The sequence below is a fragment of the Spirillospora sp. NBC_01491 genome (assembly GCF_036227065.1).
Lineage (GTDB): Bacteria > Actinomycetota > Actinomycetes > Streptosporangiales > Streptosporangiaceae > Spirillospora > Spirillospora xylanilytica.
This window is the reverse complement of record NZ_CP109432.1, coordinates 3,113,830-3,129,533: the sequence shown is the minus strand read 5'-3', so window position 1 is coordinate 3,129,533 and position 15,704 is coordinate 3,113,830. Positions and strand designations below refer to the sequence as shown.

The 15,704-nt window shown below is 70.6% G+C and carries 15 protein-coding genes; 9 read left to right on the top strand and 6 right to left on the bottom strand.

Annotation, left to right across the window (positions count from 1 at the left end; translation table 11 throughout):
- The first annotated feature begins 91 nt into the window (after positions 1-91).
- The 5 genes from OHA34_RS14505 to OHA34_RS14485 all read left to right on the top strand — a co-directional run bounded on the left by OHA34_RS14505 (position 92) and on the right by OHA34_RS14485 (position 4,897).
- Positions 92-1,240, top strand: a complete 1,149-nt coding sequence (locus tag OHA34_RS14505) for an acyl-CoA dehydrogenase family protein (protein ID WP_329521907.1) — start codon at positions 92-94, stop codon at positions 1,238-1,240.
- Between the two features lie 31 nt (positions 1,241-1,271).
- The gene (locus OHA34_RS14500) at positions 1,272-1,748 is read left to right on the top strand and encodes a MaoC family dehydratase (RefSeq protein ID WP_329521906.1); all 477 of its coding nucleotides are present in this window, start codon (positions 1,272-1,274) and stop codon (positions 1,746-1,748) included.
- A gap of 158 nt (positions 1,749-1,906) precedes the next feature.
- Positions 1,907-2,671: an SDR family NAD(P)-dependent oxidoreductase gene (locus OHA34_RS14495; protein ID WP_329521905.1), complete on the top strand. Its 765-nt coding sequence runs from the start codon at positions 1,907-1,909 to the stop codon at positions 2,669-2,671.
- 66 nt (positions 2,672-2,737) lie between these two features.
- Positions 2,738-3,751, top strand: coding sequence for an acyl-CoA dehydrogenase family protein (locus OHA34_RS14490; protein ID WP_285941540.1), 1,014 nt, complete (start codon positions 2,738-2,740; stop codon positions 3,749-3,751).
- A 12-nt stretch (positions 3,752-3,763) separates the two neighbouring features.
- Positions 3,764-4,897 carry an acyl-CoA dehydrogenase family protein gene (locus OHA34_RS14485; protein WP_329521904.1) on the top strand — a complete coding sequence of 378 codons (1,134 nt, stop codon included), beginning with the start codon at positions 3,764-3,766 and terminating at the stop codon, positions 4,895-4,897.
- Positions 4,898-4,965: 68 nt separating this feature from the next.
- Here the strand turns inward: OHA34_RS14485 and OHA34_RS14480 are convergent, their stop codons facing one another.
- Entirely contained in the window at positions 4,966-5,616 is a 651-nt protein-coding gene (locus OHA34_RS14480; RefSeq protein WP_285941536.1) for a TetR/AcrR family transcriptional regulator, read from the bottom strand.
- A 183-nt stretch (positions 5,617-5,799) separates the two neighbouring features.
- Between OHA34_RS14480 and OHA34_RS14475 the strand changes: the two genes are divergently transcribed.
- From OHA34_RS14475 to OHA34_RS14460, 4 genes are all read left to right on the top strand, one after another.
- A complete protein-coding gene (locus tag OHA34_RS14475; RefSeq protein ID WP_329521903.1) occupies positions 5,800-6,735 on the top strand; it encodes an acyl-CoA thioesterase in 936 nt (311 codons plus the stop codon).
- A 262-nt stretch (positions 6,736-6,997) separates the two neighbouring features.
- Positions 6,998-8,143, top strand: a complete 1,146-nt coding sequence (locus OHA34_RS14470) for a sugar ABC transporter substrate-binding protein (RefSeq protein ID WP_285941533.1) — start codon at positions 6,998-7,000, stop codon at positions 8,141-8,143.
- On the top strand, positions 8,140-9,687 hold the full coding sequence (locus OHA34_RS14465) for a sugar ABC transporter ATP-binding protein (protein WP_285941531.1): 1,548 nt from the start codon (positions 8,140-8,142) through the stop codon (positions 9,685-9,687). The genes OHA34_RS14470 and OHA34_RS14465 overlap by 4 nt, the downstream gene beginning before the upstream one ends.
- Positions 9,684-10,781, top strand: a complete 1,098-nt coding sequence (locus OHA34_RS14460) for an ABC transporter permease (protein ID WP_285941530.1) — start codon at positions 9,684-9,686, stop codon at positions 10,779-10,781. The genes OHA34_RS14465 and OHA34_RS14460 overlap by 4 nt, the downstream gene beginning before the upstream one ends.
- Positions 10,782-10,861: 80 nt before the next feature.
- On the opposite strand, the gene OHA34_RS14455 is transcribed toward OHA34_RS14460, so the two are convergent.
- The 5 genes from OHA34_RS14455 to OHA34_RS14435 form a co-directional block, all read right to left on the bottom strand.
- Positions 10,862-11,620, bottom strand: a complete 759-nt coding sequence (locus OHA34_RS14455; RefSeq protein ID WP_285941528.1) for a crotonase/enoyl-CoA hydratase family protein — start codon at positions 11,618-11,620, stop codon at positions 10,862-10,864.
- Between the two features lie 67 nt (positions 11,621-11,687).
- Positions 11,688-12,746: an acyl-CoA dehydrogenase family protein gene (locus OHA34_RS14450; protein WP_285941527.1), complete on the bottom strand. Its 1,059-nt coding sequence runs from the start codon at positions 12,744-12,746 to the stop codon at positions 11,688-11,690.
- Positions 12,743-13,894, bottom strand: coding sequence for an acyl-CoA dehydrogenase family protein (locus tag OHA34_RS14445; protein WP_329521902.1), 1,152 nt, complete (start codon positions 13,892-13,894; stop codon positions 12,743-12,745). The genes OHA34_RS14450 and OHA34_RS14445 overlap by 4 nt, the downstream gene beginning before the upstream one ends.
- Before the next feature lie 30 nt (positions 13,895-13,924).
- On the bottom strand, positions 13,925-14,737 hold the full coding sequence (locus tag OHA34_RS14440) for an enoyl-CoA hydratase/isomerase family protein (RefSeq protein ID WP_329521901.1): 813 nt from the start codon (positions 14,735-14,737) through the stop codon (positions 13,925-13,927).
- A gap of 17 nt (positions 14,738-14,754) precedes the next feature.
- Positions 14,755-15,537 carry an enoyl-CoA hydratase/isomerase family protein gene (locus OHA34_RS14435; protein ID WP_329521900.1) on the bottom strand — a complete coding sequence of 261 codons (783 nt, stop codon included), beginning with the start codon at positions 15,535-15,537 and terminating at the stop codon, positions 14,755-14,757.
- Between the last annotated feature and the right edge of the window lie 167 nt (positions 15,538-15,704).

Here is a 15,704-nt window from a genome sequence, read left to right as displayed (position 1 = left end):
TCACCGACGCTCAATCCCCCGACGCCCGCCCCGAGGGGAACCCGGCGCTCCCGCGCGGCGTGCGGGACGTCCTCGACAGAGAAGAGGCCCGATGATCGACACGACGGTTCGGCCGTGGATGACCGGCGACGCGGCCGACCTTTTCGCGATGGCCACGGACTTCTTCGACCGCGAGATCCCGGCGAACAGGGAGAGGTGGGAGGCGCAGCGCCACGTCGACCGCGACTTCTGGCTCAAGTGCGGCGAACTCGGCCTGCTGTGCGCGAGCATCCCCGAGGAGTACGGCGGTGGCGGCGGCAGCTTCCTTCACCAGGCGACGATCCAGGAGGCCTACGCGCGTCACGGTGACCGCTCTTGGGGCAACTCGATGCACAGCGGAGTCGTCGCCGACTACATCGGCAACTACGGGACGGACGAGCAGCGGCGGCGCTGGCTGCCGAAGATGGCCAGCGGCGAACTCATCGGGGCACTGGCCATGACCGAGCCGTCCGCCGGTTCCGACCTCAAGGCGATTCGCACCAAGGCGGTGCGCACGGACCAAGGGTGGCTCCTCAACGGGTCCAAGATCTTCATCACCAACGGCGGCAGCGCCGATCTCATCGTCGTCGCCTGCTCCACCGACCCGTCGAAAGGCGCGAAGGGCATCTCCCTGCTCGTCGTCGAAGCCCAGGATGCCGCCGGCTTCACCCGAGGTCGGCCCCTGGAGAAGATCGGTCAGCACGGTGCGGACACGAACGAGCTCTTCTTCGACGACGTCCTGGTTCCGGAGGAGAACCTCCTCGGCGAGGAGGGCGACGGCTTCGCGATGATGATGAACAAGCTGCCGCAGGAGCGCCTGATCGTCGGCATCACCGCGGTCACCGCGACCGAGCTGGCGCTTTCGGTCACCACGGACTACGTGAAGCAGCGCGAGGCGTTCGGCGGCACCTTGTTCGACAAGCAGCACATCCGGTTCGAGCTTGCCGAGTGCGCCACCCTCGCGAGGGTCGCCCGCGTCTTCCTCAACGCATGCATGACCACCCACCTGTCGAGCGGACTGGACCTCCCCACGTCGGCGATGTGCAAGTGGTGGCTCACCGACATCCAGTGCCAGGTGATCGACAAATGCCTGCAGCTGCACGGCGGGTACGGCTACATGACCGAGTACACGATCGCTCGGCTGTACGCCGACGCCCGAGCGCAACGCATCTACGGCGGCACCAACGAGATCCAGAAGGAACTGATCGCCCGGTCTCTCTGATCCGGCTACGGCATCGACCGAAGGGCTCACCATGACCGGCTCCGCGACCGGCGTCCCCCGCCGTTTCGGCGGTATCGACGCCTTCCGCGCCTGCGTCGGCGAGGAACTCGGCGTCGGCGAGTGGTTCGAGGTCGACCAGGACCGCATCGACGCCTTCGCGGAAACCACGGAGGACCAGCAGTGGATCCACGTCGACCCCGCACGGGCGGCCTCGGGTCCCTACCGTGCGCCGATCGCGCACGGCTACCTGACGCTGTCGCTGATCCCCTTTCTGGGCGGCCGGATCTTCACCGTCGACGGGATCCGGATGTCGATCAACTACGGGCTGAACAAGGTGCGCTTCCCGCAGGCGGTGACGGTCGGCTCCCGGGTCCGTGCTCGCGCGACGCTGGCCGGCGTCGACGACACCGCCACGGGCACCCAGGCCGTCATCCGCTACACGATCGAGATCGATGGCCGGGACAAGCCGGCCTGCGTCGCCGAGACCGTTCGCCTCATGGTGCCGTGAGGGGCACCGGCCCCGGCCGTCGCAGGCCCGGGGCGGCGCGCGATCCGTCGAGCCGATGACGCGCAGACCCCACCCCGCCGATCGCGGCACACGCCCGAGTCCGACGTGTGCCCCGTCCTTCACCGGACGCAACGCTGACACATGACGAGGAGAAATCGATGGGTCGTTACGACGGGCGGATCGCCGTCATCACTGGTGCGGCACGCGGTATCGGGTTCGGGATCGCCACCCGTCTCGCCGAGGAGGGCGCGTCGATCGCCGTGGTCGACCTCGATGAGTCCGCGGCTGCCGAGGCCGCCGGCCGGCTGCCGGTGGTCGAGGGCGCCAAGGCCGTCCACGTCGCCGCCGACATCAGCGGGGGCGAGGCGGTCGACGCGGCGATCGCCCAGGTCGTCGACGAGCTCGGCGGCCTCCATGTGCTGGTGAACAACGCCGGCATCACCCGCGACAGCCTGCTGCACAAGATGACCGAGGACGACTGGGACCTGGTCATGGGCGTTCACCTCAAGGGGGCGTTCCTGATGGCCAGGGCGGCGCAGAGGCATTTCGTGGCGCAGAAGTACGGCAAGATCCTCACTCTGTCGAGCACCTCCGCGCTCGGCAGCCGCGGTCAGGTCAACTACTCGACCGCGAAGATGGGCGTGCAGGGCTTCACCCGCACGCTCGGCATCGAACTCGGCCGGTTCGGCATCAACGTCAACGCGATCGCGCCGGGCTTCATCACCACGGAGATGACCGACGACGCCGCGCGCCGGCTCAAGCTGGACGTCGAGGAGTTCCGCCGGATCAGGGCGGAGGGGAACCCGGTCAGGCGGGTCGGGACCCCCGAGGACGTCGCGGCGGCGGCGGCGTTCCTGTGCAGCGACGAGGCGTCGTACATCACCGGACAGACGTTGTACGTCGACGGCGGCGGCAGGCTGTGAGCGGAACCCCGGCCGGCGCTCCGGGCGCCGCCCGCGCAGTCGTGTCCTTTTCCTCGGGAGGCCGGAATGCACTTCGCTCTTTCGGATGATCAACGTGTCCTCCAGCAGACGGCGGGCGAGGTCACTGCGCGGCTGCTGGCGGATTCGCCGGTGGGGGACGCGCGGGGAGACGGAGGAGCGCTGCGCGCCGGACTGTGGTCGAAACTGGTCGAGCTCGACCTGGTCGGGCTGCTGGTCCCCGAACACCTGGGCGGCGCGGGCGGCTCGCTGGCCGACGCCTGCGTCGTGGCCGAGGTGCTCGGTCGCCACATCGCACCGGTGCCGTACGTCGGAACCGCCATCGCGGCGGCGGCCCTGCTCCGTTTCGCGGACGGCCCGGAGGAGTCGCTCGCACGCCTGTGCCGCGGCGGGGCCTACTCGGTCCTCCTCGGCGGTCGGCTCGAAGATCCGGTCGCCACGGCGACGGTGGCGTTCGACTGGGTCGACGGCGCGCAGGGCGTCGCGCTCTCCCCGGACGGGCCCGCCACGGTGCATGATCTCGTCGACGCGGACCCGATCACGGACGTCGATCCCCTGCACCGCCTGTGCCGCGTCCGGCCCGTCCCCGTGGGTGCCGCCTCCGGTGAGGGGGCGCGGAGAGCACGCGCGGTCGCGTGGACCGGCGCCGCGGCGCTGCTGACCGGACTCGCCGACGGAGCGCTGCGCCAGGCGGTCGACTACGCACGGCAGCGCGAGCAGTATGACCGTCCGATCGGCTCGTTCCAGGCCGTGAAGCATCTCTGCGCCGACATGCTCGTCGATGTCGAGACCTCGCGCTCCATCACCTACGGCGCCTCCTGGGCGGCCGAGCATGCCCCGATCGAGGAGGCGGAACGGGTGGCATCGGCCGCGAAGTGCCATGCCGGTGCGGCGGCGATCAGGGTCTGCGAGGCCGGAATCCAGGTTCTCGGCGGGATCGGTGTGACCCAGGAGCACGACGCCCATCTCCGCTTGCGCAGTGCTCACCTGCACCACGCGGCATTCGGCAACACGGACGCGCCACTGATGCTGCTCGCCGGCAGCGTCCTCGACAAGGCATGAGGACGATCTCACATGGATCTTCGCGACTCCCCAGCGGAAGCTCGATTTCGAGCACGGCTGTGCGTTTGGCTCAAGGAGAACGTGCCGGCTGATCCAGAACCGGCGGTGCTCGCCGAGCGCTGGCCCTACATGCGCGAGTTCCAGCAGCTCCTGTATCGGAGCGGCTGGGTCGCCCTGTCGTATCCGCGGCAGGTCGGCGGTCAGGGCCTCGGGCCGATGGAGGAGGCGATCCTCAGCGAGGAGCTCGGCAGGGCCAACGCCCCCACCCTGCTCCCGCTCGGTCACCTCGGCCGCCCGTTGCTCAGCCACGGCACCGACGAGCAACGGCGTCGCTACCTGCCGCCGCTGCTCGCCTCCGACGAGATCTGGTGCCAGGGATTCTCGGAGCCGCAGGCCGGCTCCGACCTTGCCTCGCTACGGACCCGTGCGGTCCGTGAGGGCGGCGAATGGGTGCTCAACGGCCACAAGATCTGGACGAGCTACGGCGCGTTCGCCGATTTCTGCCTGCTGCTCGCCCGGACGGATCCGGACGCCGTCCGGCACCGTGGAATCTCAGCGTTCATCGTCCCGCTGAGCACGCCGGGGGTGACCGTCCAGCCGATCGTGCTGGCCAATGGGGACGAAGAGTTCGCCGAGGTCTTCCTGGACGACGTGCGGATTCCGGAGGCGAACATTCTCGGCCGGCCGAACGACGGCTGGCGCATCGCCATGGACGTGGTCAACTACGAAAGGGGCGCCGTCGAAACCGGGTATCTGCCGAAGTTCGAGCGCTACCTGTCCGAACTGGCCGCGGTCATCAAGACGCAGACGTTGACACCGGACAGGGCCACCCTGCGTGCGCTCGGCGAGACCGCCGCCGCGCTGGAGGTGCTGCGGATGCACTGCCTGCGCACCCTGAGCGATCGCGTCTCGGGTGCGCCTCCCGGTCCGGAGAGCTCCATCGACAAGCTGCTCATGACCGCGGTGGAGCAGAAGCTGATGGCGCTCAGCCTCAGCCTGCTGACCGACACCACCGCGCCTGGCCGCCCCGAGTGGTTCGACCGGTACCTCTACGGCCGCGCCGGCAGCATCTATGGAGGGTCGGCCGAGATCCAGCGGAACATTCTCGCCGAGCGGCTGCTGGGCCTGCCGCGAGGTCCCGGGTAGCCCGACGAGGCCGCGGGCGGCGCGGCCCGCGGATCGGAGGACCCCGACCGGCGGGCCGGTGACCCGGTTCAGGCGACGACACCGCGAACGGCGAATTCGGCGAGTCTCGCCGCGGTCCGCTCCCGCTCGGCCGCCGAGTCCCGCGGCCCTCCCGGGCGGAACCAGGCGTGCATCCAGTTCACCGTGCCCAGCACGGCTTTGACGAGGACGTTCACGTCGGTGTCGCGGAAAACGCCGGCCTCGATCCCCTCCTTGACGACGGCCACGTAGTACGCCTCGAATTGCCGGCGCATCTTCAGGATCAGAGCCATCTGCTCTTCCTTGTTGCGGCCTTCGCTGGCGAGGTTCATCTCGATCTGGTATTGCGCGGGACCCATGTAGTTGGCCCTGTTCATGAGGTGCATCGCGTGCTGGTGAACCATCTCGCGCAGCTTCTCCGCCGGGCCGAGATCCGCCCGCTCCGCGGGCGGTCCGACCGCCTCCAGGGCCCACTCCAAAGCCTGCTGGTGGATACCGATGAACAGATCGCCCTTGGTTCGGAAGTAGTGATAGATCCGGCCCTTGGTGCAGCCGAGCACATCGGCCACGTCGTCGATCGAGGTGGCCGCATACCCCCGTTCCGAGAATGCCGTTGCCGCCGCGTCCAGGATCTCTCGTGCGCTCGCATGTCGCTTTGAGTCCAGCTTCTGTGTACGCCCATGGGCAAAGGCTTGTCGCATGGCGACATACTACTCGGCCGGATGAAACGTGGCCGCGCGAAAGGGCGGAACGGGTCGGCGGCGCGAGGCGAAAGAAAAACCTACGTGGTAGTATGCCGCGCAAGGACGGCCTCTCCAGCGTCGAGATCCCTGTGGCCGGTCATCACGGCGCACGGCCCGAACAGCACAGGTAGGGGCGACTCGATGGGCGCAGCCGATTCGCACACCGCGGCAGGTATCCGGGGGCCGTGGTCCGCGGGCGCGGGGGGAACCGGCCACGTCGACCCCGAACGCGGAGTCGGTGGGCTCCTCGACCTCGAGCGGCTGGAGCCGTCGGTCTTCCGGAGCCGGGCTCACGCAGGTGAACGAATCAGGCTGTACGGCGGCGAAGTCGCGGCCCAGGCCCTGCTGGCGGCCGGTCGGACGGTCCCGCCGGGGCGGACGCCCAACTCGCTCGGTGTGTACTTTCTTCTCCCCGGCGATTCCACCGAGCCCGTCGTCTACGAGGTCGGGGTGGCGCGGGACGGGGGCACCTTCAGCACCAGGACGGTGGAAGCGCGCCAGTCGGGCGGCCCGACCCTGGTGGCCACCGCTTCGTTCCAGGGACCGGAGCGCGGGCTCGGCCATCAGATGGCTCCTTCTCCGGTGCGGATGCCCGAGACGCTGCCCTCGGCGGAGGAGGCCCTGGCGGACGATCCGCCGACCTTGGCCTGGCTCTCCGAGGTGACCGGTCGGCTGCCGGTCGAGGTCCGGTTCCCCGACGGGTCGCTCGACCACCCGAGCGCGAACGGGCACATCGCCGCGCTGCGCCTGTGGATGCGCGCCCGGCACGAGCTCGTGGACTCGCCGGAGATCCACGCCGCGGGCGTGGTCTATCTCTCCGACCTGCTCATGCTCGTGGCGAGCCTGCAACCGCATCCGCACCGCATCGCCGACGGGAACGTGTGGTTCGCCACGATCGCCCACTCCATCGTCCTGCACGCGGCGGCTCGCGCCGACGACTGGCTGCTCTACGAAGTCGAGAGCGACTGGGCGGGCGCCGGGCGCTGCCTGACGCGCGGCCGGCTGTTCGACAGGGCCGGACGACTGTGCGCCAGCTCGACTCAGGAAGCCGTCCTTCGCGTCAGTGCGGCGAACTGAGCCTGCCGGCGGGTGGCAGCGTGCGGGCAATGTGCGGGCGGCGGGCGGGCAACGTGCGGCGACCTGCGGCGATGGGCGCCGGCCAACCGTTGACGAGGGACAACCTACTCAGTAGCATGTTTTTTGGGTGACCTACACCACTCCGCCGAAGCGCGGAACGCTCCGAGTTCAAGGTCCACGCCTGATCGCGTCGGCTGTGCGCGTTGATGCCGCCGGCACGCGTCCAGGATGGCCATCGCTCGACGAGCCGAAATGAGCTGGAATGCAAGCAAAGCTCAGGACCCCTGTAACCACACTCGCCGCCGGCGCGCTCTGCCTCGTGCTGGCCGCCTGCGGCGGCGGCAACGGCGGGAACGCCGAAGCGGACGGCGGCGCCGTCGCGCCGGCCGCCGCGAAGGCCGCGATCGCCGACGCGGAGGCGGCGTACGCCAAGTACACCAAGCGGCAGCCCGCGGCCCCCGTCCCGGCACTCCCGTCGCCGGCGCCCGGCGGCAAGCGGCTGGCGATCGTCACGTGCTCGATCCCGGTGTGCATCACCCTCTCCGGAGGTGCGGAGGCGGCGGCGCGCAAGCTCGGCTGGACGGTCACGACGCTCCAGTCCAACAGCACACCGCAGGGCTTCGTCTCGGTGATGGACCAGGTGGCCGCGGACCCGCCGGACGCCCTCGCCTACATCGGGGCCGTGCCGGACTCCTCGATCCGGCCGCAGCTGGCCAAGCTTCAGGCCGCCGGGACGAAGATCACGGAAATCGCCCCGCTCACCGCCGCCCTGACGCCGAACGGGCCGGTCCAGGCGGTCGTGTTCGGGCAGAAGGACGCCACGCTGACCGGAACGCTGATGGGCCAGACCGTGGTGGCGGACGCGAACGGCCCCGCGAAGTCGGTGTTCGTCTGGGATCCGTCCTTCGCCGGCTCCTGGGGGCCGATCAAGGACGCCTACCGGAAGGCCCTGACGGGGGCCGGGGGTTCGGCCGGTGTTCTGGAGGTCTCGAACGCCAACATTGGCAAGACCGTCCCGGGCCAGATCGTCAGCTATCTCCAGGCACACCCCGACACCGAGTACGTCGCCCTGGCGGTCGTCGACTACACCGCGGGGCTCGACGCCGCCCTCCGGGCGGCGGGGCTGACCGGCAAGGTCAAGATCCTCACCCGCGCCGCAGACACGGCCTCCCTCAAGGCGGTCCAGGCCGGGACCCAGTGGGCCTCGATCGGGCTGGAGCTCGGCGCCGCCGGCTACCGCGCCGTCGACCAGCTGATCCGGCTGATGACGGGGGTACCGCTCGGCGATCGGGCCGACGCCCCCGGATGGCAGCAGATCTACGTCAAGGGCAACGTGACCCAGACCAGCGACATGCCCGAGCCGCCGGACTACGCGCAGACGTACTACGCGGCCTGGCGGGTGGGATGAGCGCGGTCAGCTCGCCGGCGCCGCCCGCCGTCCTGAGCATCGCCTCGCTCTCCAAGACGTTTCCCGCCCAGAAGGCCCTGGACGACGTCGACCTGGAGCTGCGGGCGGGGGAGGTGCACTGCCTGCTCGGGCAGAACGGTTCCGGGAAGTCGACTCTGATCAAGATCCTCGCGGGCTACCACTCGCCGGATCCCGGGGCGAGCGCCACCCTGAACGGGGCTCCGATGACTCTCGGCAAGACCGCGACGCGCGAGCGGGCGGTGGCCTTCATCCACCAGGATCTCGGGCTGGTGGCCGAACTGGACGCGGTGGACAATCTGGCACTGGGCCATCGGTACGCCGGCCACTGGTGGCTGTCGGGCCGCCGGGAGCGCCGCGCGGCGGCCCGGCTGCTGTCGGAGTTCGAGGTGGACCTCGACCCCGGCCGCCCGCTGACGGCGGCCACCCCGGGGGAGCGGACGATGGTGGCCATCGTGCGGGCGGTGGCGGCGACCGGCGGAGCGCCGGCCCTGCTGGTGCTGGACGAGCCCACCGCGTCGTTGCCTCAGCACCAGGCCGAGCAGCTGTTCGATCTTCTGCGCAGGCTCCGCGACCGTGGTGCGGCGATCCTGTACGTGACGCATCGCCTCCGCGAGGTGTTCCAGATCGGTGACCGCGTCACGGTGCTCCGGGACGGACGGCGGATCACGACTCGGCCGGTCGACACCGTCGATGACACGGGCGAACTCGTCCGGCTGATCATCGGCCGGACGCCGGCCGAGTTCTCCCCGCCCCTCCCGTCACCGAACTCGGAGGTGGTGCTGAGCGCCTCCGGGGTGTCCGGTGACCAGGTGGCCGACTTCTCCCTCGACGTTCGGGCCGGAGAGATCGTCGGTGTCAGCGGGCTGATCGGCTCCGGGTACGACCAGGCGCTCGGGTTGACCTTCGGTGCGCGCCGCCGTAGCGGCGGAGAAGTGCGGCTCGGGGACCGCGCCGTGCAGGCCGACCGGCCTGACAAGTCGATCGCCGCTGGGATGGCCTACGCGCCGGCCGACCGGAAGCGGCTCTCCACGATTCAGGAGTGGACCGCACGGGAGAACGTCACCCTGCCTCGGCTGCCGGCCGTCGGGCCCGCCCGCTGGCTCGGCCAACGGCTCGAACGACGCGAGGTCCGTCCGTGGATCGAGCGCCTGGACGTGGTGCCGGCCGATCCCGACCGTCGGCTGGCCCTGCTGAGCGGCGGCAATCAGCAGAAGCTGGTGCTGGCGCGCTGGTTGCGCCTCGATGCCCGGGTGCTTCTTCTGGACGAGCCCACCAGCGGAGTCGACGCCGGCGCGAAGGCGTCGATCTACGACGCGCTGGCCGACATCGCCGCCCAGGGGCGGGCGGTGGTGCTGTCGTCCTCGGATGCCGAGGAGCTGTGCGCCGTGTGCGACCGGGTGCTCATCATGCGCCACGGCGCCGTCCGCGCCGTGCTGGCCAAGGGGGATCTATCGGTCGCGCGAATCGTGAGCGAGACGATCCGCGACTCTGTCGACGACACCCAGGAGGGGTGGCACTCATGACCTTCGATTCCCGGAGCATCACCACCGAGCCGAGCCCGCGGCCTGACGATGACGGCGACGCAGGCGGCGGGAGGCCGCCGGCGACCCGGCTCCTGCGGCTGCTCACCGGCCGGGTGCAGCCGGCCCGGTACAGCGGGCTGCTGCTGTGCCTGGTGTTGATCGTCGTCTTCTCCCTCCAGTTGCCGGAGACCTTCCCGACCAAGGCGACGGTCACCGGCATCGCCGGTGACCAGTCGGTCACGATGATTCTCGCGCTGGGGCTGCTGGTGACCCTGGCGGTCGGCCAGTTCGACCTGTCGGCGGCCCAGAATCTCGGCATGAGCGCGATGATCTGTAGCGTCCTGATGGTCCACCACAATGTGAGTCCCGGCATCGCCGTGCTGGTGACGCTGCTGATCGGACTTCTCGTCGGGCTGGTCAACGCGATCTTCGTGGCGGTGGTCGGGATCGACAGCCTGATCGCCACGTTGGGCATGAGCTCGGTGCTGCTCGCGGTCACCGGACAGGTCTCCAACTACCAGTTCGTCGGCCCGGTGCCGAGCGGGTTCCAGAACATCGCGAACCACGAGATCCTCGGATTCCCCAGTGCCGCCCTGTACGCCGTCGTGCTCTGCCTGCTCGCGTGGTACGTCCTCGAGCACACGCCCGTCGGGCGCCGTGCGTTCGCGGTGGGGGCGAACCCGGACGCGGCCCGGCTGGCCGGTGTCCGGACCGTCCGGTACATCGCGGGCTCGTTCGTGGTGACCTCCCTTTTCGCCGCGATCGCCGGAGTGCTCGTCACCGCGAAGATCGGCAATGTGGCCCCCACGCTCGGCCCGGCCTACCTGCTGCCGAGTTTCGCCGCTTGCTTCCTCGGCACGACCCAGCTCAAGCAGGGCCGGTTCAACGTCGGGGGGACCGTCATCGCGCTGCTGCTGCTCGCCATCGGTGTGAAGGGTCTCCAGCTCCGGGGAAACCAGCTGTGGGTGACGGATCTGTTCAACGGTGTCGCGCTGCTCGCCGCGGTGAGCGCCGCGGTCCTGAGCGGCAAGCGCCGCCCCAGGCTCAGGCGGAGGCGGCGGGCAGGCCGGCCCGAGGGGGCGCCCGCGCACTGACGAACGGTGTGGAGCGCCGCGTCGACCGGAAGGCTCGGCGCTCCACACCGGATCGGTGCGTGAGGTTCCAGCGGAGCCCGCTACTCCCCGGTCCAGGCCGGTGCTCGCTTCTCGGCGAAAGCCCGGGCGCCCTCCAGGGCGTCGGCGGAGGCGAGCACCGGCTCGACCAGGGCCCGCTGGGCGTCGAACGCCTCGGTGCTCGCGTAGTCGACCGACATCGAGACGATCTGCTTGCTGGTGCGGACGGCGAGCGGTCCGTTGGCCGCGATCTTCGCCGCGAGCCCCCGTGCTCCGGCCAGGGCCCCCCCGGGCTCGGTGAGCAGGTTGACCAGCCCGTGCGCGTCGGCCGTCTCCGCCGTCAGCGGCTCCCCGGTGAGCGCGAGCTGCATGGCCAGCCGGTAGGGGAGGGCCTTCGGCAACCGCAGCAGGCCTCCCGCCCCCGCGACCAGACCTCGTTTGACCTCGGGCAGGCCGAACCTCGCGTCTCGCGCGGCCACGATCAGGTCGGCGGTCAGCGCGAGTTCGAACCCGCCGGCGAGCGCCCACCCCTCGACGGCCGCGATCAACGGCTTGACCGGCGGCTTCTCGGTGAGACCGCCGAAGCCCCGGCCCGGAATGATCGGGATCTCCCCACGGGTGAAGGCCTTGAGGTCCAGGCCGGCGCAGAAGGTGCCACCCGCGCCGGTCAGGATCGCGACGCCGAGGTCCTTGCGTGCCTCGAACTCGTCGATCGCGTCCGCGATGCCCTGGGCCACGTCGAGATTGACGGCGTTGCGGTGCTCCGGGCGGTCGATCGTGATGACCGCCGTCCCTTCCGCGCACTCGAACGACACACTCATCGGTCTGCTCCGTTTCCGCGCCGGCCGCCCGGCGCGCTCGTGGTAGGTCAGCGGGTGATGGCGCGGCTCAGCGCGTTCCGGTGAGCAACGGCCACAGTCCGCCGGTGCCCGCGGACAGCGCGCGCCGCCCGAGGACCTCGGACCACTCGTCCTCGTTGCCCGACTCGTCCCGCCAGGCCCACAACCGGGTGGTGCTGTGCCGCAGCGAATGCTCCTCGGTGTATCCGATCGCGCCGTGGATCTGGTGCGCCAGCGACGCCACGACGCCGGCCATCTGGCCGGCGACGACCTTGGCCGCGGCGACCGCCACGTCCGCATCGCCCTGAGTGTCGACGGCGAGTGCCGCGGCTTCGACGGCCCCCTTGGCCAGCAGCACCTCGCCGGCCATCGCGGCCAGGTGCTGCTGGACGGCCTGGAACTTCGCGATCGGCCTGCCGAACTGCTCACGCTCACCCGCGTAGGCCACGGCCAGTTCCAGGGCCTGACGGCCGGCGCCGACCATGAGCGCGGCACGGGCGAGCGCGGCCCGGCTGCGGAGCGCCCGCGCGGAGATCGGCGAGTCCGCGGGTGGTTCGTACACCTGGGACGCGGGGAGGACGGCGTCGACCTCCAGGTCGTCGCGGGGTTCGCCGGCCAGGTTCGTCCCCTGCCTCAGGAGGAAGTCGCCGCGGCCGAGCAGAAGCACGCGGCCGTTGTCGAGGACGGCGACGTGGTGGGCGTTTCGGGCCCAGGGCACGCGGGCGAGCGTCCCCTGGACGGACAGGCCGGCGTCCTCCCGACGGGTCCGCAGCTCGGGGCCCGTGACCGCGGCGGTCATCGGGCCGGACGGCACCGTGCCACCGCAGTCGGCGATGAGCCGGCCGGCCAGCAACGCGGTCTCGGCGAGCGGGACCCCGGCCGAGTACTCACCCAGCACCTCCAGCACGGCCACGGTGGCGGCGACGTCTCCACCGGCCCCACCGAGCTCCTCCGGCACCGACAACGTGGTGACGCCGATCTGCTCCAACGCCGCCCACAGCTCGGCGTTCCAGCCACCGTCAGCGCAGGCCGCCACCGCGTCGGTGCCGCTCCGTCTGACGCACGCCTCGCGCACGGTGGCCACCAGCGCCGCGGTGAACTCGCTCATCGCACCCCCAGTTCCTTGGCGACAACGCCGCGCAAGATCTCATTGGTCCCGCCCCGCAGGGTGAATCCAGGACTGTGCAGGATCGATTCGGCCAGCATCCGGGACAACCGCTCGCCGGAGCCGGGATCGGGAACGACCTGGCTCAGCAGCCGGACGGTGTCGATGACGACACTCTCGAACCGGGTACCGAGGTCCTTGACCACCGCCGCCTCCACCGCCGGTGCGGCCCCGGCCTCGAGCCGGCCCGCGACCGCGAGGGACAGCTGGCGCAGCGCCCACATCCGCCCGACCACCGCACCGATGCGTGCCGCGCTCGCCCGATCGCCGTGCTCGGCCAGGTGGTCCATGGCAAGGGCCAGCAAGGGAAAGGTCGATAGGACCCGCTCCGGACCGCTGCGCTCCATCGCCAGCTCACTGGTGACCTGGTGCCACCCCGACCCGGGCTCCCCGAGGACCCGGGTGTCGGGGACGAAGACATCGTCGAGGACGACCTCGTTGAAGTGGTGCTCACCGGTGAGCAGCAGGATCGGCCGGATGCGCACAGCGGGGTCGGGCAGCTCGACGATGAACTGGGTCAGTCCGGCGTGCCGGTCGGCCGTCCGGGGCTCGGTGCGGGCGAGGGTGATCATGGCGTGCGCACGATGCGCCCCGCTCGCCCAGACCTTCGTCCCGCTGAGCCGCCAGCCGCCCTCGACCCGGCTGCCGCGGGTGCGCACCGACGCCAGATCCGAGCCGGTGTCGGGTTCGCTCATGCCGGCGGCGAAGAAGCACTCACCGCGGGCGATCCCGGGGAGGAAGGCCCGCTTCTGCTCGTCGGTCCCGAACTTCAGCAAGCCCGGCCCGGACTGCCGGTCGGCGATCCAGTGCGCGGCCACCGGCGCTCCGGCCGCGAGCAGTTCCTCGGTGACGACGAATCGTGCCAGCGCACCGGCGGCCGACCCGCCGTACCGGGCCGGAAAGGCCATGCCGATCCAGCCGCGCTCGCCCAGCCTCCGGCTGAACGCGTGATCCCAGCCCCCGAGCCATTGATCGCAGTGCGACGCGATCCGGCCCGCGGACAGTTCTTCGGCCAGAAACGCGCGCACGTCTGCCCGTAGGACGTCGAGCTCGGCCGCAAGCGCGACGGGTTCGAGACTCCAAAGATCCATCACTTGTCGCTCACTCTCCTCGGCCGGTGCTCAGCGCAGGGCCCAGCGACCGGTGTAGGCCGGTGGTTCGGCCTTTTCGCGGAAGGCGCGGAACGCGGCCGGAGCATCCTCGGTGGCCAGGTTCACCGCCTGCGCCCGCGATTCGTTGTCGATCGCCTCGCGCAGCGTCTGGGTGGCGCCCTGGTGCAGCAGCGCCTTCGACTGGGCGAGCGCGACCGGCGGGAGCGCCGCGAGACGATGGGCCAGTTCGGCGACGAAGTCCGCCACCTCGTCCTCCGGTCTGACCCAGGTCACCAGCCCGAGCTCCCGGGCCTCCTCGGCGCTGATCATCTCGGCGAGCATCGCCAGTCGCTTGGCCTGCTGCATTCCGACGAGCCGGGGCAGGAACCAGGATCCACCGAAGTCGATCGACAGTCCACGCCGGGCGAAGATCTGGGAGAACCGGGCGGACGTCGAGGCGACGACGAGGTCGCAGGCCAGCGCGAGGTTCCAGCCGGCTCCCGCGGCGACCCCCTCGACCTTGGCGATCACCGGCTTCGGCAGCTCGCTCAAGGCGATCGCGATGTTGCCGACCCGGCGCATCCGCGCGGCGGGGTGCTCGTCGCCGGACGGGCGCCCCAGGTCGGCGCCCGCGCAGAAGTCGCCGCCGGCCCCGGTCACGATGACGGCCCGGACGGCGTCGTCGGTGGCCAGATCCTCGAGGGCGGCGCGAAGCAGGTGCCAGCCCTCGTCGTCGATGGCGTTCTTGCGGGAGGGCCGGTTCAGGGTGAGGGTGGCCGTGGCGCCGTCCCGCGTGACGATCACCGGACTCTGCGCCCTCGACGAGGTCGTTTCTGCGGTCATGTTCCACTCTCCTCCGGCTAGCGTCCCTCGAACACGGGCGCGCGACGTTCGCGGAACGCGGCCATCGCCTCGGCGGAGTCGTGCGTGCTGTGCACGACGGCCATGTGCGAGGAGATCAGATCGAGCGCGGTCCGGACGTCGGTGCGCGCGGACTGATAGGCCGCCCTCTTGATCATCTGCACGTTGATCGGCGGCTGTTCCGCGAGCCTGCGCGCGTAGCGCCGCCACGCCGCCGCGAAGTCCTCGTCGGCGTGGACGTGCTGGGCGATGCCGATCCGACGGGCCTCGTCGGCGTCCACGAAGTCCCCGGTCCACATGAGTTCGAGTGCCTTGGCCATCCCGACCAGCCGAGGCAGGTAGTAGCAGCCGCCGTCTCCGGGCACGAGCCCGATCCGGATGTAGCCCTCGGACAGCCGGGCCGACTGGGCCAGCAGCCGGATGTCGCACATCAGTGCCATGTCCATCCCGGCACCGACGGCGATCCCGTTCACGGCCGCGATCAGGGGCTTGTCCAGATCCTCGACGGCGTGGGCGACCCGGTGGATGCGCTCGGTGAGCAGGGACTTGAGCGCGAGGGGCCCGCCGGCCTCCGCCTCGAACGTCTGGAGGTCGATGCCGGAGCAGAAGGCGTCACCGGCGCCGGTGACGACGACGACCCGTACGCCGGGGTCGGTTCGCGCCGAGCGCAGCGCCTCGCCCCACTGATCGATCATGTCGAGGGTGAACGCGTTCTTCACGTGCGGGCGGTTCAGCAGGAGGGTGCCGATCCCGTCCTGCACGGTGTACTCGAGGTCTGCCACGTCGGGTCTCCTAAAGCGCTGCTTGGCAAGGGCGGTGGTCGGGTGGAGGAGCCCTTTACTTCTGGCATACTACCACGTAGGTTATTTCTTGCTAACGGATTCCGTTGCGCTGTGCGGCGGGGGAGTACGGAGGAGGCTTCGGATGGAATATTCGGACTTGGCACCCG